Below are 19,196 nucleotides of genomic sequence, written 5' to 3'. Positions count from 1 at the left end.
TATTAATACCGATAGTGCTCCGGCTTATAAGGCCCTTCTACCGGCACGCCGATATATTCCGCCTGATGGGGGTCCAGTACGTCCAGCTCCACCCCGATCTTTGCCAGGTGCAGGCGGGCTACTTTTTCGTCGAGGTGTTTAGGCAACGTGTACACCTTGTTTTCGTAGTTTTCCGTGTTGGTCCACAATTCAATCTGGGCCAGCGTCTGGTTGGTAAACGAATTACTCATCACGAATGATGGATGCCCCGTGGCACATCCGAGGTTTACCAAACGGCCTTCTGCCAGCAGGATGATGTCTTTGCCATCTATCGTATATTTATCCACCTGCGGCTTAATCTCCACTTTGGTGTTGCCATAGTTTTCATTGAGCCACGCCACGTCGATCTCATTATCGAAATGCCCGATATTACATACCACCGCTTTGTCTTTCATCAGCTTGAAGTGCTCGCCGCGGACGATATCACGGTTGCCTGTTGTGGTTACCACAATATCGGCTTCTTTTACCGCATTCGCGAACTTTTTCACTTCGTAGCCCTCCATTGCGGCTTGCAATGCACAAATCGGGTCGATTTCGGTGACGATGACACGCACGCCGGCACTGCTTAGCGATTCCGCAGAGCCTTTGCCCACGTCGCCATATCCCGCTACCACGGCAACCTTGCCGGCCAGCATCAGGTCGGTAGCACGGCGGATGGCATCCACCAGCGACTCGCGGCAACCGTATTTATTGTCAAACTTGGACTTAGTGACCGAATCGTTGACGTTGATGGCAGGCAGGTGCAATGTACCGTTTTTCATCCGCTCGTACAGGCGGTGCACGCCTGTGGTGGTCTCTTCGGAGAGGCCTTTGATACCGGGAATCAATTCGGGAAATTTATCGAAGACCATATTGGTGAGGTCGCCGCCGTCGTCCAAAATCATATTGAGTGGCTGGCGATCTTCGCCGAAGAACAACGTTTGCTCGATGCACCAATTAAACTCGTCTTCCGTCATGCCCTTCCAGGCGTATACTGGTATGCCCTTGGCGGCAATTGCTGCAGCAGCATGGTCTTGGGTAGAGAAAATGTTGCACGACGACCAGCTTACCTCGGCACCCAATTCGATGAGGGTCTCGATAAGGACAGCCGTTTGGATGGTCATGTGCAGGCATCCAGCGATACGGGCACCTTTCAGTGGTTTGGAGGCGCCGAACTCCTCGCGGAGCGACATCAGGCCCGGCATTTCGGCCTCGGCCAACTCGATTTCTTTGCGGCCCCATTCCGCGAGGCTGATGTCTTTGACTTTATAGGGTACGTATGCGGTGTCTATCGATGACATAATGCGATAAGCTAAACGAATTAATAAGTGCAAAGGTACGCCATTCGCCACGGATTTTCAAATTCAGAAAACCCGTACAATGCATAAGCTGGTTAGAAATCGATGTTGTACACGCTTTCGATAAGGGTAGTCGGAAAGCAAGACAATATTTCCGCTGTTGAAGTATTATTCATGCTATAAATTCAATATTGTACAACAATGAGCCAAATGAGTGGAAGTATTGCCTTCCTTCTTCCGTTAGTTTTGCTTCTGTTAACGAATCGGATTAATCAGGTAAGTGACGAACCTCGTTTACAGCTTAGGATACATAGGTGTCCGCATCTGAACGGGATAGTTTTGTGATTTGGCGATTGGGGCAATGAGCGGGTATAAACGAAAAATTATGGGTAGTTCGTGTCGGCCTAAAAATTAGGATAATCACTGGGGCGAATGAAACGAGTAAATACACCTTATTTATGGCAACTAATAATAGGTACGATGCGATTGTAATCGGATCGGGGATTTCGGGTGGATGGGCGGCAAAGGAGTTAACTCAGAAGGGGCTGAAAACCATTATGCTGGAGCGAGGCCGCGATGTGAAGCACGTAGAAGATTACCCTGCTGCGACTAAACATCCGTGGGAATTCCCGCATCGCGGTGGGCGCACGCAGCAGATGATCGCGGATTATCCGGTATTGAGCCGGGATTACCCGTTGAATGAGAAGAATCTCGACTTTTGGGTGACGGAAAAAGACAGTCCTTATCGGGAGGTCAAGCGGTTCGATTGGTACCGGGGGTACCACGTAGGGGGGCGCTCGCTGATGTGGGGCCGGCAGAGCTATCGCCTGGGTGACCTTGATTTCGAAGCAAACGTGAAAGACGAACATGGCGTAGACTGGCCCATCCGCTACAAGGATATCGCACCATGGTACAACTACGCAGAGAAATGGGCAGGTATTAGTGGAAACCGTGATGGATTAGATGTATTGCCTGATGGCGAGTACCTTCCCCCCATGCCCATGAACGTGGTGGAAAAAGACCTGGCCGATCGCATTAAAAAACATTACGGTGGTAAACGCCATTTTATCATTGGGCGTGTGGCTAACCTGAGTGTTCCTCACGAAGGCCGCATCAATTGCCAGTTCCAGAACCAATGTTGGCTGGGGTGCAATTTCGGTGCGTATTTCAGCACGCAGTCGTCGACGTTGCCGGCAGCGATGGCCACGAATAACCTCACGCTGCGCCCATTTTCGATTGTGACACGTATCCTCTACGATAAAGACACCAAACGGGCGACGGGGGTGGAAATTGTGGATGCGGAGACGCACCAAACGTACGAGTATTTTGCCAAGGTGGTGTTTGTGTGTGCATCGGCCTTCAACTCCACTTGGGTATTGATGAACTCCGCAACGGATGTGTGGGAAGGAGGATTGGGAAGCAGCAGCGGCGAGCTTGGCCATAATGCGATGGATCACCATTTCCGCTGTGGTGCCCGAGGCCGCATCGAAGGGTATAAAGACCGCTATTATTACGGGCGAAGGCCTACGGGCTTGTATATTCCGCGGTTCCGGAATGTGGGCGACGATCATCGACCTTACGTCCGTGGCTTCGGGTACCAGGGCGCGGCGACAAGGGGCAGATGGAGCGGCGAGGTGGCCGAGATGAGCATCGGCGGGGCGTGGAAGGACGCGCTGTGCGAACCGGGCGACTGGTCTGTCGGTTTTACCGCCTTCGGTGAAATTTTGCCTTACCACGAGAATCGCATCTTCCTCGACCACGACATGCGGGATAAGTGGGGGTTACCTGTTTTGGCAATGGACATGGAAATCAAGGCAAACGAGCGGGCCATGCGCAAGGATATGGTCCAAGACTGCGAGGCGATGTTGGATGCGGCCGGCGTGAAGGATGTGGAGGGCTACGACCGAGGGTATGAATTTGGTATGGGCATCCACGAAATGGGTACCGCCCGTATGGGGCGGAGTCCGAAATCGTCGGTGCTGAACGCCTACAACCAGGTGTGGGATGCGTTGAATGTTTTCGTGACCGACGGTGCATGCATGACTTCGGGTGGGTGTGTAAACCCCTCGCTTACGTATATGGCACTCACGGCCCGAGCCGTCGATTTTGCAGTTGGAGAACTGAAAAAGGGGAACTTATAATCGGAATGATCGACTGGAATTTTAGCCACCTAATTATCGGAAAAAATGAATAGACACAAGGGAAATGATCACACGCGACGGACTTTCCTGAAAACGGGCGCGTTGGCGGCCACAGGATTTATGATTTTGCCCCGCCATGTACTGGGCGGAAAAGGGTATACAGCGCCCAGCGACAAGCTAATTGTTGCCGGAATCGGGGTCGGGGGGAAGGGCTCGACCGATTTGAAGGCCTTTCACGAAAGCGGCAAAGCCGAAATCGCCGTGCTGTGCGATGTCGATGACCGCGAGGCGGCGACTTCGATTAAGCGCTTCCCAAAGGCGAGGTATTACAAGGATTTCCGGGAAATGCTTGATCGGGAACATAAACACATCGATGCCGTTTCGGTTTCGAGTCCGGATCACAACCACGCCATCCAAGCATTGGCCGCGATGCAGTTGGGTAAGCACGTGTATGTGCAAAAACCGCTTGCACACGATGTCTGGGAGGCGCGCGTGTTGACACATGCGGCTAAACGATACGGGGTCGTTACCCAAATGGGCAACCAAGGGGCGTCCGGTAACGGTGTCCGGATTTTACGCGAATGGTTCGACGCCGGCCTTATCGGAGATATCCACACCATTTACTGCTGGACCGACCGGCCGGTGTGGCCGCAGGGCATCCCCTGGCCGGCCCGCAAAGGCCGGATACCGAAGGGATTGGACTGGGACTGCTGGTTGGGTACCGCGCCCTACCGGGACTATGTCGATAACATCGCTCCGTTCAACTGGCGGGGCTGGTGGGCGTATGGCACCGGCGCATTGGGCGACATGGGATGCCACATCATGGAAGCGCCCTTCAGTATACTCGGCCTCCAGTATGTGAAAGATGTACAGGCCAGCGTGGGCACCGTATATCAGGGCCGGTTCAATCGGGCAGATTTTCCCGATAGCTGCCCGCCTTCAAGCTATGCGGTACTGACGTTCCCGAAGACGGAAAAAACGGCCGGGGATGTCAGAATCCATTGGATGGATGGGGGAATGCAGCCCGATAGGCCGGAGGAGCTTGGGCCGGACGAGGCCTTCGGCGATGGTGGGAACGGCATTCTTTTCATCGGGACAAAGGGTAAAATGCAAGCGAACTGCTATGCGGAAAACCCGCGGTTGTTGTCGGCATCGTCCGGCACCTCGAAACCCGACGTGCCGGTTAAATACAAGCGGGTGCCGGGCGGGATTGCCGGCCACTATGCGCAATGGGTGGAAGCGTGCATCGCCGGTTACGGCAACAAGCCGGTGAGTGCGCCCTTCGAGATCTCGGGTCCGCTCACGGAAGCCCTGTTGATGGCCAACCTGGCCATCCGCGGCGCCGGCCTGAACATCGACGGCAAATACCCGGGCCGCAACAGGCGCCTTCTTTGGGATAATGAGAACATGAAAGTGACCAACTTCGATGCCGTTAACCAGTTTGTTAAACGCACCTACCGTAAGGGATGGGAACTGAATTACGACTTATGAGGACGCCGGGAATGATGACCAGAAGGGAGGCACTGGCCTGCGTCGGATGGATCCTGGGGAGTGCGGTGGTGGGGGGGCACCTGTTTATGACCGGCTGTACGCGCCGGCGTACCCCGCGCGTGGACGATCTTTTTGAATCATCGACGATGGATTTGCTGGGGGATGTAGCCGACACCATACTGCCGCCTACCTATACCCCGGGCGCAAAGGAAGCGGGGGTGGGGGCGTTTATCCCCGTCATGGTACGGGATTGTTACGACGAGAAGCATCAGGTTGTGTTTGTGGATGGAATGGATGCGCTCCAACGGGCGTCCCGTGATCGATACGGCAGGGAATTCCAGCAACTGACGGCCGATGAGCGGACGGCACTGCTGGCACCGATCGATAAGGAGGCCAAGGCGTACCAATTGACGAAGGAGACAACGGATGCGGACCACTATTTCCATTTATTCAAGCAACTGACGCTGCTCGGTTACTTCACCTCCGAAATCGGTGCGACCAAGGCGTTGCGCTACGTGCAGATTCCCGGGCGTTATGATGGCGATTACCCGTACCAAAAGGGCGATAGGGCATGGGCATTATGAGGCAGGAAATGGCAGGCGGAAATTGGCTATTTTGCGGTTGCAAATAAACGAATTGGAAGATGAAAACAATGAAAGGACCGGGCATTTTCTTGGCACAATTCCTCCGGGATCAAGTGCCCTACAACGACATGGCCTCGATTTCAAAGTGGGTGGCCTCCCTGGGGTACAAAGGGGTACAGGTGCCAACCTGGGATGCCCGTGTGTTTGATTTAAGTATGGCGGCGGGTTCGAAGGATTACTGCGAACAGTATCTGGGAATACTGCAGGCGAACGGATTGGAATTAATTGAGCTCGCGGCTTATCTGCAGGGCCAGGTGATGGCCATCCATCCGGCGTATGAAATGCTGTTCCAGTCGTTTTACCCGGCTGGGCTCAGCGGAACCGAACGGGCTGAATGGGCGGCCAAAGCGCTTCGCGACACGGTCCTTGCATCGGCGCATTTCGGAACAACCTCCATCTCGGTGTTATCAGGGGGGCTTGCCTGGCCCTACATGTATCCCTGGCCGCAACGATCGGGCGATCTGATCGACGAAGCATTCGGCGAGCTAGCAAAGCGATGGCTCCCCCTGTTGGATTTTGCCCACGACCACGGGATTACCTTTGGTTTCGAACTGCATCCGGGGTCGGACCTGTGCGATGGTGCTACGTTTTTACGGTTCCTGGATAAAGTGGGCGGGCACTCGGCAGCATGCCTGACGTATGATCCCAGTCACTTCTTGCTGCAGCAGCTGGATTACGTGGAGTTCATAAAACTATTTGCCGACCGCATCCGGGCATTCCATGTTAAAGACGCGGAGTTTAATCCCAGTGGGCTCGTGGGGGTATATGGCGGCTTTAACAACTGGCAGCAGCGCGCAGGTCGATTCCGTTCGTTGGGGGATGGACAGATTGATTTTAAGCGCATTTTCACGCTATTGACGGAATTGGGCTACGACGGCTGGGCAATATTGGAGTGGGAGTGTTTTGTGAAAAGCCCGGAACAGGGAGCCCGGGAAGGGGCTGAATTTATTAATCGCCACCTGATCGAAGTGACCCCGTATGCCTTTGACGATTTCGCGGCCAGTTCGATGAGTCGCGAGATGAATCGAAACGTACTCGGACTGAGGGAGTGAGCCTTCATATCAGCCCCGGCACATCGTGGTCCGGGATGAAAATAAATGGGTAACCAAACGTGAAACCTTATGCATGAGTTAAATAAATACAGTAGACAAGTAACCCAAAACGATACGCAACCGGGCGCACAGGCGATGCTACATGCGATTGGATTGACCAAAAATGACCTAAAAAAGCCGCAGGTGGGGATCGTAAGTGCCGGCTGGGAGGGTAATCCCTGCAATATGCACCTGAATGCCCTTGCGTTGGAAGTAAAAGCCAGTGTATGCGCAGCGGATATGGTGGGCCTGATCTACCATACCGCGGGCGTAAGTGATGCGATCTCCATGGGATCAAGCGGCATGCGCTATTCGCTGCCCTCGAGAGACCTCATAGCCGATTCGGTTGAAATGGTCGGAGGAGCACAATGGTACGATGGTATCGTAGCGGTGGTGGGGTGTGACAAGAACATTCCAGGGGCCCTGATGGGCATGAGCCGGCTGAACCGCCCGGGTATTCTGATGTATGGGGGGACCATACAGCCCGGCTACCACAACGGCCATAAGCTGGACATTACGTCTGCCTTTGAGGCCACCGGCAAGAAAGTGGCGGGCGAAATCGACGAAGCGGCATTTGATGATATCGTATTGCACGCTTGCCCGGGACAAGGAGCATGCGGCGGCATGTATACGGCCAATACCATGGCGTCGGCGGTAGAGGCCATGGGGATGAGCTTGCCGTTCAATTCATCCTACCCTGCGGTGAGCTCGTACAAACACCGGGAAGCTGGGGCGATCGGTAAGGCCATCCGGTTGCTGCTGGAGCGAGACATCAAGCCTAAAGACATCCTTACGCGCGAAGCATTTGAAAATGCAATCCGGCTGATTATTATACTGGGCGGTTCCACCAATGCGGTAATCCACTTGATTGCACTGGCGAAAACCGTGCGTGTTCCGCTAACCATCCACGACTTCCGGCGGCTGGGCGACAGCACACCCGTACTGGCCGATTTGAAACCGAGCGGCAACTACGTCATGGAAGATTTATTTAACGTCGGGGGCGTACCTGCCGTAATGAAAATGATGCTGCGGGAAGGGCTTTTGCACGGCGATTGCCTGACGGTTACGGGCAAAACATTGCGGGAAAACCTTGATGGGGTGCCCGACTTAAAGGCGGGCCAGGATATCGTCCGCCCGATTCATATGCCGTTGAAGCCCACCAGCCACTTGGAGATTTTACAGGGCAACCTGGCGGAACAGGGTGCAGTGGCTAAAATTACAGGGAAAGAGGGAGAGGTTTTTACGGGGCCAGCCAAGATTTTCAATTCGGAGGCGGATGCCAATGAAGCGATTTTCGAGGGGCGGGTCAAACCGGGGAATGTCGTGGTCATCCGGTATTGCGGCCCCAAAGGGGGGCCAGGCATGCCCGAGATGCTGAAGCCTACCGCCGCGCTGATGGGGGCTGGGCTGGGCAAGGACGTGGCCCTGATCACCGACGGGCGGTTCTCGGGAGCCACACACGGGTTTGTTGTCGGACATGTGACGCCCGAAGCCCAGGATGGTGGAAACATCGCGCTGCTGAAAGATGGGGACACCATTTCTATAGATGCCGTTGCCAAAACGCTTTCCGTGCAGTTGAGCGACACCGAGCTGGCGGCGCGCAGGGAGCTGTGGCAGGCACCTCCGCTGAATGCCGGCCAGGGCATCTTATTCAAATATGCGTATTCAGTTACTTCGGCCTCCGAAGGATGTGTAACCGATGAAAAAATAGAACGATGACCGATCGATCATTTCTTGCAGCGAAAGCGCTTAAAACCCGGAAATCCATCATTGAGATGGTGCACCGGGCGAACTCGGGCCATGTGGGCGGAAGTCTGGGGGCAGTGGAAATCGTGGTGGCACTGTACTACTGCCTCATGCGGCATCGGCCGGAGCAGCCTGACTGGCGTGACCGCGACCGATTTATCTTGTCAAAAGGACATTGCACGCCGGTGGTTTATGCGGTTTTGGCCGATTGCGGCTATTTTCCGGAAAGCGATCTGCAAACGTTCCGGCGCCCCGGATCCCACTTGCAAGGGCATCCGTACCAGCCCAAAACCCCCGGTATCGATGCATCGACGGGGACACTGGGATTGGGGATCTCCACCGGAGTTGGGATGGCATTGGGCGCAAAGCTGCGAAACCAACAGCACCACTACTACATTCTTTGCGGCGACGGAGAGCTGCAGGAAGGGCAGGTGTGGGAAGCGGCCATGTTTGCCAATAAGTACAAGCTCGGCAATATTATCGCGTTTGTAGACCGCAATTATTTACAGACGGACGGCCACTCGGAAACGGTGATGCCGTTGGATCCGCTTCGTCCGAAGTGGGAAAGCTTCGGTTGGGATGTAGACGAAATTGACGGGCATGATTTTGCCCAGATTATCGCGGCCGTGCAACGGGCAAAGGCGAACGCCTCGCGCCCGACCATGATTATTGCCCATACGGTGAAAGGCAAGGGGGTGTCGTTTATGGAGCATGAAGCGAGTTGGCACGGTACGCCGCCGGGGAAGGATGATTTTCGCAAAGCAATGGAGGAACTGGGACATGGAGTTTAAACAGACACGACAGGGATATGTGGATGGGTTGCTGGAACTGGCAGCCGAAATACCGGATTTGGTGGTCTTGGATGCCGATGTGGCCAAAGCAACGAAAACAGTGGATTTTCAAGCAGCTCACCCGGATCGCTTTTTTAATTGCGGAGTGCAGGAGCAGCATATGCTTTCGGCAGCGGCCGGGTTGGCACTTGAAGGTTTCCTGCCCTTTGCGTCTACGTTTGGGGTATTTGCTTGTTGCCGAGCGGGCGACCAAATGCGAAATTCAATTGCCTATCCACAACTGAATGTTAAAATCGGCGCTACACATTGTGGTATCAGCACGGGGGGCGACGGGGCCTCACACCAAAGTATTGAAGACATCGCGATTGCCCGGTCATTTCCGAATATGACGGTACTTGTACCGGGCGATTACGAAGAAGCCAAGCAGGCGACCCGGGCAGCGGCGTACCACGTGGGGCCGGTGTACCTGCGGTTTGGGCGAGATACCTATCCGGTGGTCGCGGAGATTCACGGGGATTTTGAAATCGGGAAAGCTAAACTGCTCCGCATGGGCTCGGATGTTACCATCATCACCACCGGCATTATGGTCAGTGAAGGGCTGATGGCGGCCGACAGCTTAACGGAAAAGGGCTATAGCGTACGGGTGCTGCATTACCCAACGATAAAGCCGTTGGATGAAAAAGCTATTATCGCCGCGGCTCGGGAAACCCAAGGTATTGTCACAGCAGAAGAGCACTCCGTCATCGGTGGATTGGGCGAGGCCGTAGCCGGTGTGGTAACGCAGTCGTATCCCTGCCCCGTACACCGTGTTGGCGTAATGGATGTTTTCGGCGAATCCGGACATGCCAACGAACTGCTAGATCAGTATGGCTTGCGGGCAGTTAATATTGTGGAAGCCGTGCTTAATATTCTTTCTGAACCCCTTAAAAAAGAATCGTATGGAAGCCTTAGTTAAATTCGATAAAGGACCGGGAAATGTGGTGCTAATGGATGTGCCCGAACCGCGGTGCGGGAATACGCAGGTCATGCTCGAAGTACATTGCTGCGGTATCTGTGGCACAGACCTGCATGTGTACAACGACACCTTTCGAAACTTCCCTCCTGTCATACTCGGCCACGAGTTTGCGGGAACTATCGTGGAGGTAGGGGCGCACGTGCAAGGTATCGACCCAAATGGCTCTTTCGCCGTATTGGGAGCGACTGCCGTCACATGTGGGCTATGCCAGTATTGCCATAACGGTCAATTCATGTTTTGCGAAAAAAGACGAGGAATGGGCCATGGCGTTAATGGAGCCTTTGCAAGATACGTGGCGGTACGTCCTGATCAACTGTTCAAGCTTCCAGCTAAAGTAACGATGCAAGAAGGTGCATTGGTCGAGCCGCTTGCTGCCGCTGTCCATGCCGTGTGTGACATCGCACGATTCAAGCTGGGCGACGTCGTCTTGTTATCGGGCCCAGGGCCAATAGGATTGCTTTGTCTCAAGCTGTTGGCGGCCCAAGGGCTCAAGACCATTGTAGCAGGAACGGCTGACGATAACGTACGCTTGGACAATGCGCAACGATATGGCGCTGCCCGGATCGTGAAAATCGATCAAGACGACCTTGAGGCAGTTATTGCGGAAGAGACCGGTGGAAAGGGAGTCGACCTTGCTATCGAATGTGCCGGTGCAGCGGGCTCCGTCCGGAATTGCTTGCAAGCGCTGCGGCCATTAGGCCATTATGTGCAAGTAGGCCATTTCGGTAAGGATTTGAGTATGCCGTGGGATCTTGTCGCTTTCAAACAACTGACAATTAGTGGGTCGGTGGGCTATACCCGCGATACGTGGCACCAGACCTTGCGAATTTTGGAACAGGGACAGCTGGATGTGCATGAAGTGGTTACACACGAATTGCCTCTGGCGGATTGGCGCCTTGGATTCGACCTGTCCGAACAGAAAAAGGCAGTTAAAGTATTGTTGTATCCCAACTTACCCAAACCCATGAATCGTGATGCTTGATACTGAGCAACCCGATGCATTTATATAGAAACCATATTTAACAAATTAACCCAATATGTCTCTGAAATTTTCAAACAAATCAGCAATTATAACAGGAGCAGGCAAAGGCATTGGCTTTGAGATCGCTCATCAACTGGTAAGGAGCGGTGCCAATGTAATGCTGAATGATATTGACCCTGAATTGGCAAAATCAGCTACCGAAAAGCTCTCGTTAGAAGGGCCCGGCACATGTGTTGCGTTGGCAGGGGATGCCGGCGACGTTGCATTTATACAGCAAATGATTGCCCAAACGATCGCATATTTCGGCCGGGTTGATCTGGTGGTTGCGAATGCAAGCTATACCTTGTTTGGCGATTTCTTTGCGTTCACGGAGGAAAACTTCCAGAAAGTTGTCGACCTCAACCTTAAAGGGCCGTTTTTTATAGCTCAACAAGCTGCCATACAGATGCGGAAACAAGGGAACGGAGGTCGGATTCTTTTAATGTCATCTACCATTGGCCTGCGCGCGTACCCGCAGCTTGCTGTTTATTCGATGACCAAAGCGGCCTTGCATATGATGGCCCGTAGCTTGGTACTTGATTTATCCCGCCATGGCATCACCGTCAATGCCATCGCTCCGGGAGCGACCATTACTGAACGTACCCTTTTGGAGGATCCGGCGTATGAAAATAAATGGAAGCAACTCATACCCGACAGCAAGACGGCCTTTCCTTGTGATATTGCAAAAGCCACGCTTTTTCTCCTTTCCGAAGATGCAAGCCATATCACCGGCCAAACCATCGTTGTTGATGGAGGTTGGACGGCTGTGGGCCCTTATCCTAATGCTGCAAATCTCAGTAAGACCGAATCATGAATGATACCTTGGTTTCATTTATGGCCTAATATTGAACAATAATACCGCGATTTCTTTGTTGTGGCGCACATGGATTCAATATAGTGCAAAGCTCGACCAATATAATGTAAGTTTACGCATTTTCGGTTCACTATCTTTATCCCTAAGTTATAAACAGGTAAATACGATTGATATTGAAAATCCATCGGCGGCTAAACCCGGTTTAACAAATACAATTACATAACGATATATGGAGATAGATAAACGAAGCAAGGAAAAACTATTGTCAAAAATTTAACACAAAATAAAAATGGAAAGAAACAAACACCTGTTAATTTTCAGCGCGTGGATCGGTGTATTATCGCTGTTCTGCGCCACGGTAGCGCATGCCCAGCGTACCAACGCCGAGTTCAAGGGCATCGTTTTAGACCAGACCGGGGCACCACTATCCGGAGTAACGGTAAAGGTGCAAAGTTCGGTAGGCGATCACGTGCAAACCACATCGACTAGCGACGGAGGGCAGTTTAGCTTCAGGAACCTCAACGTAGGGACGAGGTACGACGTTTTATTCAGTTTACTGGGATACGAAAGTTATGTGGAAAGCGCCTTTCTGATACGGGATCAAACCGATAACTCGTTATCGGTGACGCTTAGTGAAGTAGCGTCCAACTTAGATGAGGTGGTTGTTGTCGGGTACGGAACACAACGAAGGGGTAACGTGACGGGAGCTGTTTCAAACATTGTGGCGGAAGACTTACGGACAACGACACATAGCAGCTTAGCCCAAAGCCTGCAAGGAAAAATGCCGGGCTTACAGATTAGGCAGCAAACGGGTGAACCCGGCGATTTTAACACGATGATCAATATCAGAGGCTATGGAACGCCGTTATACGTAATCGATGGAATTCCCCGCGACGGGGCAAGTGAGTTCCAAAAACTAAATCCGGAAGATATTGAAAGCATTTCCATCTTGAAAGATGCATCAGCGGCCATCTATGGATTAAACGCCGCGAACGGAGTTGTCATCGTGACGACCAAGAAAGGTACACCGGGTAGAGCTAGGTTTACCTACAGTCACGTTTCCGGCTTGCAGTTTCCAACAGGGATGCCGAAGATGACCAATGCTGCCCAATATATGGAAATGCTGAACGAAGCGACTGTCAACGGTGGCGGAACCCCCATTCTCCCTAAAGAGGAACTGGAAAAATACCGGCAGGGATTGCCCGGTTATGGGTCGACTGATTGGTATGACGAAACATTCAGGTCGTATTCGTCGCAAGCGGAAGATAACATTTCTGCTCAGGGAGGCTCCGAGGTAATGTCTTATTTCCTGAGTTTTGGCTTTCAAAACGATAATGGATTACTGCGATCCAAAGACATGAATTATAAACGGTATACGTTTCGGTCGAACCTCACGGCAAGGTTGGCAAAAAACTTCACCGCTGACGTATCCCTTTCGGGTAGAGCAGATCGGCGAAATAAGCCTGGCACGGATTTCTTTACCATTTTCAAACAGACCCGAACCAGTTTGCCGATTGAACAGGTGTATGCGAACAACAACCCTGATTATCCTGCCTTGGTGCTGCCATTGGATAACCCGGTTCTTCTTGCAGATAAGAATTACACCGGATATGACGATACCAGAAATAAGTCGTTTCAGTCGTCTATTTCATTTACGTACACCACCCCGTTTGTAAAAGGGTTACAATTGAAAGCTACGGCGGCCTACGATAGCAACAATGAGCTCGTCAAGTACCTCGGAAAATCTTACCTGGTTTATTCGTACGATAAGGAGGATGATGTTTACCTGCCTTTCGAAAAAAATAATCCAGCGAGGATCTCCAATACAAACCGAGATTTCAATCGGGTGAATTTTCAGTTGCAAGCGGGCTACGATACATTGTTTGCCAACGGACACCGGATCGGGGCTACTGCGGTTTATGAGCAGCGGGAGAGTTGGTTCCGTAGCTCGTTCCTTCAACGCGAATACGAGTTTTACACCAACGACCAAATTGACCAAGCCAGCCAAAATAACCAAACCAACCGCGGGCACGAGAATGAAACCGCGAATATATCGTATATCGGCCGATTCAATTATGCGTTCAAAGACAAGTACCTTCTTGAAGCGGCCGCTAGATACGACGGATCGTATCGTTATCATCCCGATAGGCGATGGGGGTTCTTTCCGGTTGTCTCGGGTGGATGGGTGATTTCCGAAGAGCGTTTTATGAAAGATCATGTGTCCTTCCTCACCCACCTTAAAGTTAGGGGTTCGTATGGGATAATCGGTGAAGATGCGGGGGCACCCTTCCAGTATGTGCAGGCTTTCTCCACAGCGGGTGGACGGGGTTATGAATTTATTGATGGCACCTACCTCAGTGGTGCCGCTTCTCCATCTATTGTAAATGAATATCTTACCTGGTTCCAGTCGCGCACTCAAAATATCGGATTGGACTTGGCGTTGTTCCGTGGCAAATTGGCGTTTGAAGCCGATGTGTTCCGTCGCGATAGGACGGGGTTATTAGCATATCGCAACGTATCAGTACCCAACACGTTTGGCGGCACGTTACCTCAAGAAAACTTGAACAGTGACCGGACACAAGGCTTCGAACTTGCTGTATCCCATCGGAATACAATTAATAAAGTCAGCTACGGGATCAGTGGCAATTTCAGCTTTTCAAGAACCATGAACAACTATGTGGAACGGGCCCCTTTCAGAAGTAGCTGGGACCGGTGGAGAAATGGCGCCGAGGGCAGGTGGAATGATTTGATATGGGGTTATACTGTTGAGGGGCAATTCCAAAATCAAGAGGAAATCTACGTTGCTCCATTGCAAAATGGAAACTTGGGCAATGCACGGGAACTTCCTGGTGATTTTCGATATCGGGATGTTAACGGCGACGGCATTATCGATAGCCGAGATATGTTGCCACTTTTCCGGAATGGCCAACCAAAATACTATTACGGACTAGTTTTGGATGCCGAGTGGAAAGGGTTTGACGTGAATGTCGTGGTACAAGGCGCTGGAAACTATACCCTGCGATTTGGGCAAACGTATGCCGGTGTCTTTAATTTTAACGGCAACTCGCCGGCGTTTTTCTTCGACAGGTGGCATCAAGCGGACCCGTATAATCCGGATAGTGAGTGGATACCGGGTGCATGGCCCGCTACACGCTTTGATCCCGATAGGGGGGCGATAAGCAATGAAAGTGAGGTTTGGCGGAAAGATGCGACTTACCTACGTCTGAAGAGCATCATGATTGGTTATACGGTCAATTCGCCCTTCATCCGGAAAACGGGTGTAAGAAACATTCGGGTATATACAAATGCTCACAACCTGTTCACGCTGGCGGATCGTTTTGTGAGGCCATTCGATCCCGAGAAGATCGAGGGCGATTATAGCGGTGGATATACGTATCCATTAACCATGAGTTTTAATCTGGGTGTTAGTGTCACCTTTTAATGGAGTAAATGATGAAAAATAAGACAATCCGTACCACTATTGGATTAATAATGTTGCTTTTCCTATCGGAAGGTTGCAGCAAGAATTTCTTGGACAGAATGCCTACAGATAAGCTTGACGGGAACACGCTTTTCGCAAACCCAATGGGCGTAAAGGTCTACATGGCAAACTTATATGGGCAACTTCCCATAGAAGATTTTAAATTTTATGACAGGGGTTGGTCTTATGTCGAATGGATGGCCCCTTCGGTGTTGACCATGGCTTTCTTGACCGATGAAGCCGTTCACTCGCAATGGGATGTGATGCTTAATAATGGAGGCAATAGTTGGTGGGACCCGGGATATAAACTAATAAGGGATGTTAATCTGCTTATTGATATTATTCCCACGCTTGGTCTCACGGAGTCCGAAGAGAAAAGCATGTTAGGAGAAGGTGCTTTTATTCGGGCTTTCACATATTACGGCTTGGCCAAGCGATATGGCGGAGTCCCGCTTATCCGTGAAACGCAGGTATATGATGGCGATGTGGAAAAGCTTAAAGTTCCGAGAAGCACAGAGCAGGAAACTTGGGATTTCGTGTTAAGCGAATGCGACCTCGCGATCGCGAACCTCCCCGATACCTGGCTGGGCGGCGAACGAAGGGCTACGAAGTGGGCTGCATACGCGTTAAAATCGAGGGCCGCCCTCCACGCGGCGTCTATTGCAAAGCATTGGGCGAGATCACCACTCTCGGGGCCTGCCGTTGACCAAGGGTTAGTGGGCATACCGGCCGGTGAGGCTAACAGGTATTATGAAGCTTGTATCGATGCTTCGGCCGCCATTATGGAGTCAGGCAAGTTTGGGCTGTTCAAACCGAACCCGACTAATCCGCAGGAAGCGGCAGAAAACTATCGTGTTTTATTTGAATATCCCAATGCTGCCGGCAACGAACCCATATTTATCAAGGGTTTTGCGAGGACCGGGGTCGATGGACACAATTACGATGTCTGGTATAACCCAAACCAAACGGCAAACGGGTGGGGGTACCCGGGACGACTGAACCCATCACTCGAGTTCGTCGATTTGTATGAGAGTTATACTAACCCAGGTCATAGTGCGCCCATTGTCACGACGGAAGACGGTAATGTGAATGACTATAATGGCTATCGCAAAGACCGATCATATCTGCGGTTCGAAAACCCATATGATATATTTAAAGACAAGGACGCGCGCTTATGGGGCACGGTGGTCCTACCGGGCACAGAATGGAAAGGTGAAACCATCATTATTCAAGGGGGATATGTTCAGCCGGACGGAGAGGCTCAAATCGAAATCGACAATGCAATTACGGTGGACGGCACGACTTACTACAGTTATGGTGCGCCCGATTGGACACAGTATTCTGGTTTTAACCCAGCGAATATACAAATGACGCGATCGGGGTTCAGCTACAAAAAGATGTTATCCTCGCAGCCCATAACCCCTGCGGATAGGCAGTCTATTACCGACTGGATGGAATTTCGCTATGCAGAAATCCTGTTGAATTATGCAGAGGCCGTTGCAGAAAGCGGCTTCGCGGCTAACAATGCCCAATTAACTGCCGAACAGGCCATCAACGCGCTCCGGCGGCGCGCAGGCCACACCGTAGACATTCCCCTGACCATTGAAAGTGTGATTCGTGAGCGAAGGGTTGAGCTGGCATTTGAAAACAAGCGGTTTTGGGACTTGATCCGTAGACGCGAATTCCACACGCTACTAAATAACACTCCTAGAAGAGCATTGGTGCCCCTTCTTGACTTACGTACTTCTCCTGCAACTTATATCTTTGTGCGTAGAACGGTGTCTAGGACAATTACGCGTACATTCAATCCAAGGCACTATTACGTTTCCATACCGGGCATTGGCGCAAACGGATTGGTTCAAAATCCTCAATATTAAAAGTTATGACTAAGAAAGTAATAAAATTAAACACGATATGGATGATGGTAAGCGTGGTTACCTTCATGTCTTGTGAGTTGGATAATTATGACATGCCGAACGCCGTATTGTTTGGGTCTATTGTCGATGCTGAAAGCGGCGAGCTTCTAGAGCAAGATATCATTAACGGCACACAAATCGAGTATATTGAGCTGGGTTTTGACGACCCAGCAACCCAGTATCTCGTGGTCAAAAACGATGGTACGTTCAGAAACAACCTGGTTTTTGCAGGTACGTATACGGTGCGGCCCGTTAGAGGGAATTTCTTTCCAATCGACAAAAAGGAAATCCAGGTGAAAGGGGATACGCAAATTGATTTTCAGGTACAGCCTTACATCCGTGTGAAGAATGTATCCATCGCGAAAGCGGGAGATAAGGTGATCGCTACGTTCAATTTAGAACAAACGGGGCCTAATAATGTAAGGAAAATTGGGTTATACGCACATCCCGAAGCTGCTGTCGGAGAGCCCTTACGGAAAGTAGCTGTTGAAAAGGTTCTGAATGAGCCAACGGATCCGGATGCGACTTTCTCACTTGAAATCGACTTGCCATCGCACCCCACATTAGCGCCCGGGCATCCCTACTTTTTTAGGGTAGGGGCGCTGTATGATGCTCCAGAGGCCAAGCTGAACTATGCGAAAGCGGTAAGGTTGGCGTTGTAAGCCATCGACGGTTTCCTGGCCACAAAACCAAATGCCGCAGCAGGCACCTAGCCAAGGGTGAGTGCTGCGGCATTTGGTTCGTGATAAAAACGTCGGCGATAGTCCATCGGCGAATATTTCGTAATCAGCTTGAACTTTCGGTTAAAATACGATAGACTATTATAACCGCATGCATAACAGACCTCTGATACGGAGATGTCTTGTTCAATAAATAGCCTGCAAGCATGCCCAATCCTTATTTCATTGAGAATATAGGTGAATGTCTTGCCGGTCCGACTTTTAAAAAATTTACAAAAAGCAGAGGCGTTCATATGTACGTGGGCCGCCACTTCAGCTAAGCTTATGTCTTCAGTAAAGTGCTGCAACACGTATTCGAATACACTGTTGATCCGATCCGCATCGTTAAGTGAGAATGAATTTTCATACCCTATTGACGATAACATACGTTGCTCACTGGAGTGGGCGATCAGCTGAAGAATGTCCAGCAGGCAGATAAGACGCTCATAACCTTCTACGGTCAATAGTTCTTCCATTTTCTTCGCTACCACCTGTTGGGTTTCTCCATAAATATGGATTCCCCGAAGCGAATTGTTCAATAATTTTTTTACCATACCCATCTCGGGAATATCAAAGAATTGACCGCCGATAAAGTCCTCGGTAAAATGAACCACTATAGCCCTGATCCGTAAATCAGAGTCGTTTCGGTAATAGATTTCATCGTTACGCATGTAATGTGGCAAGTGAGGTCCGATCAGTAATAAATCGCCCGGCCCGAAACTATCGGTGTGGTCGCCGACAAATCGCTTCCCAACACTTTCTGTAAAAAGCGTCAGCTCGTATTCGGGATGGAAATGCCATCCAATCTTGATGTGTGGAAGAATTTCTTCTTTAAGTGCAAAGGAGCTGTTGGAGCTGACAGTGACCTTTTCTAAAATAGGGTTCATAAGTCGATTAGTTTGAACAATAATAACTAATAAAAAGCACCAATATAGGAAATCGATTCAATATAATTCATATTAATACCAAAATAATGTTAGTCGGCCGTCTTCAGGTATCCTATCTTTGTC

Annotated in this window: 14 protein-coding genes; 12 read left to right on the top strand and 2 right to left on the bottom strand. The window is 51.1% G+C overall.

Annotated elements, in window-relative coordinates:
- Window positions 1–2 precede the first annotated feature (2 nt).
- Complete coding sequence (gene ahcY, locus NGM62_RS07425) at window positions 3–1,319, bottom strand: adenosylhomocysteinase (protein ID WP_262246878.1); 1,317 nt, start codon at window positions 1,317–1,319, stop codon at window positions 3–5.
- Between the two features lie 455 nt (window positions 1,320–1,774).
- On the opposite strand from ahcY, the gene NGM62_RS07420 reads away from it, so the two are divergent.
- The 12 genes from NGM62_RS07420 (at window position 1,775) to NGM62_RS07365 (ending at window position 18,129) form a co-directional block, all read left to right on the top strand.
- Entirely contained in the window at window positions 1,775–3,457 is a 1,683-nt protein-coding gene (locus tag NGM62_RS07420; protein ID WP_262246877.1) for a GMC oxidoreductase, read from the top strand.
- 45 nt (window positions 3,458–3,502) lie between these two features.
- A complete protein-coding gene (locus NGM62_RS07415) occupies window positions 3,503–4,948 on the top strand; it encodes a Gfo/Idh/MocA family protein (protein WP_262246876.1) in 1,446 nt (481 codons plus the stop codon).
- 11 nt (window positions 4,949–4,959) lie between these two features.
- Window positions 4,960–5,532: a gluconate 2-dehydrogenase subunit 3 family protein gene (locus NGM62_RS07410; RefSeq protein WP_262246874.1), complete on the top strand. Its 573-nt coding sequence runs from the start codon at window positions 4,960–4,962 to the stop codon at window positions 5,530–5,532.
- A gap of 59 nt (window positions 5,533–5,591) precedes the next feature.
- Complete coding sequence (locus NGM62_RS07405) at window positions 5,592–6,644, top strand: sugar phosphate isomerase/epimerase family protein (protein WP_262246872.1); 1,053 nt, start codon at window positions 5,592–5,594, stop codon at window positions 6,642–6,644.
- Between the two features lie 69 nt (window positions 6,645–6,713).
- Entirely contained in the window at window positions 6,714–8,402 is a 1,689-nt protein-coding gene (gene ilvD / locus NGM62_RS07400; RefSeq protein ID WP_262246871.1) for a dihydroxy-acid dehydratase, read from the top strand.
- Entirely contained in the window at window positions 8,399–9,220 is an 822-nt protein-coding gene (locus NGM62_RS07395) for a transketolase (protein ID WP_262246869.1), read from the top strand. The genes ilvD and NGM62_RS07395 overlap by 4 nt, the downstream gene beginning before the upstream one ends.
- Entirely contained in the window at window positions 9,141–10,175 is a 1,035-nt protein-coding gene (locus tag NGM62_RS07390; RefSeq protein ID WP_262246868.1) for a transketolase family protein, read from the top strand. The genes NGM62_RS07395 and NGM62_RS07390 overlap by 80 nt, the downstream gene beginning before the upstream one ends.
- Window positions 10,159–11,217: a zinc-dependent alcohol dehydrogenase gene (locus tag NGM62_RS07385; protein WP_262246867.1), complete on the top strand. Its 1,059-nt coding sequence runs from the start codon at window positions 10,159–10,161 to the stop codon at window positions 11,215–11,217. The genes NGM62_RS07390 and NGM62_RS07385 overlap by 17 nt, the downstream gene beginning before the upstream one ends.
- Before the next feature lie 55 nt (window positions 11,218–11,272).
- Window positions 11,273–12,070, top strand: a complete 798-nt coding sequence (locus NGM62_RS07380) for an SDR family NAD(P)-dependent oxidoreductase (protein ID WP_262246866.1) — start codon at window positions 11,273–11,275, stop codon at window positions 12,068–12,070.
- 289 nt (window positions 12,071–12,359) lie between these two features.
- Window positions 12,360–15,512, top strand: a complete 3,153-nt coding sequence (locus NGM62_RS07375) for a SusC/RagA family TonB-linked outer membrane protein (protein ID WP_262246865.1) — start codon at window positions 12,360–12,362, stop codon at window positions 15,510–15,512.
- An 8-nt stretch (window positions 15,513–15,520) separates the two neighbouring features.
- Window positions 15,521–17,428, top strand: a complete 1,908-nt coding sequence (locus NGM62_RS07370; protein ID WP_262246864.1) for a RagB/SusD family nutrient uptake outer membrane protein — start codon at window positions 15,521–15,523, stop codon at window positions 17,426–17,428.
- Window positions 17,429–17,433: 5 nt separating this feature from the next.
- Window positions 17,434–18,129: a DUF3823 domain-containing protein gene (locus NGM62_RS07365; RefSeq protein ID WP_262246862.1), complete on the top strand. Its 696-nt coding sequence runs from the start codon at window positions 17,434–17,436 to the stop codon at window positions 18,127–18,129.
- A gap of 47 nt (window positions 18,130–18,176) precedes the next feature.
- Here the strand turns inward: NGM62_RS07365 and NGM62_RS07360 are convergent, their stop codons facing one another.
- Window positions 18,177–19,073: an AraC family transcriptional regulator gene (locus NGM62_RS07360; RefSeq protein ID WP_262246861.1), complete on the bottom strand. Its 897-nt coding sequence runs from the start codon at window positions 19,071–19,073 to the stop codon at window positions 18,177–18,179.
- Window positions 19,074–19,196: the final 123 nt, after the last annotated feature.

This window comes from Parapedobacter soli (assembly GCF_025460835.1).
Classification (GTDB): Bacteria; Bacteroidota; Bacteroidia; order Sphingobacteriales; family Sphingobacteriaceae; genus Parapedobacter; species Parapedobacter soli.
Note: the sequence above shows the minus strand (reverse complement) of the source record. Positions and strands in the feature narration are given on the sequence as shown.

Coding starts and splice junctions, on each gene's coding strand:
- ahcY (WP_262246878.1), bottom strand. CDS start 1,319: ATGTCATCGATAGACACCGCATACGTACCCTATAAAGTCAAAGACATC.
- NGM62_RS07415 (WP_262246876.1), top strand. CDS start 3,503: ATGAATAGACACAAGGGAAATGATCACACGCGACGGACTTTCCTGAAA.
- NGM62_RS07380 (WP_262246866.1), top strand. CDS start 11,273: ATGTCTCTGAAATTTTCAAACAAATCAGCAATTATAACAGGAGCAGGC.
- NGM62_RS07360 (WP_262246861.1), bottom strand. CDS start 19,073: ATGAACCCTATTTTAGAAAAGGTCACTGTCAGCTCCAACAGCTCCTTT.
- ilvD (WP_262246871.1), top strand. CDS start 6,714: ATGCATGAGTTAAATAAATACAGTAGACAAGTAACCCAAAACGATACG.
- NGM62_RS07405 (WP_262246872.1), top strand. CDS start 5,592: ATGAAAACAATGAAAGGACCGGGCATTTTCTTGGCACAATTCCTCCGG.
- NGM62_RS07375 (WP_262246865.1), top strand. CDS start 12,360: ATGGAAAGAAACAAACACCTGTTAATTTTCAGCGCGTGGATCGGTGTA.
- NGM62_RS07370 (WP_262246864.1), top strand. CDS start 15,521: ATGATGAAAAATAAGACAATCCGTACCACTATTGGATTAATAATGTTG.
- NGM62_RS07410 (WP_262246874.1), top strand. CDS start 4,960: ATGATGACCAGAAGGGAGGCACTGGCCTGCGTCGGATGGATCCTGGGG.
- NGM62_RS07390 (WP_262246868.1), top strand. CDS start 9,141: ATGAAGCGAGTTGGCACGGTACGCCGCCGGGGAAGGATGATTTTCGCA.
- NGM62_RS07365 (WP_262246862.1), top strand. CDS start 17,434: ATGACTAAGAAAGTAATAAAATTAAACACGATATGGATGATGGTAAGC.
- NGM62_RS07420 (WP_262246877.1), top strand. CDS start 1,775: ATGGCAACTAATAATAGGTACGATGCGATTGTAATCGGATCGGGGATT.
- NGM62_RS07385 (WP_262246867.1), top strand. CDS start 10,159: ATGGAAGCCTTAGTTAAATTCGATAAAGGACCGGGAAATGTGGTGCTA.
- NGM62_RS07395 (WP_262246869.1), top strand. CDS start 8,399: ATGACCGATCGATCATTTCTTGCAGCGAAAGCGCTTAAAACCCGGAAA.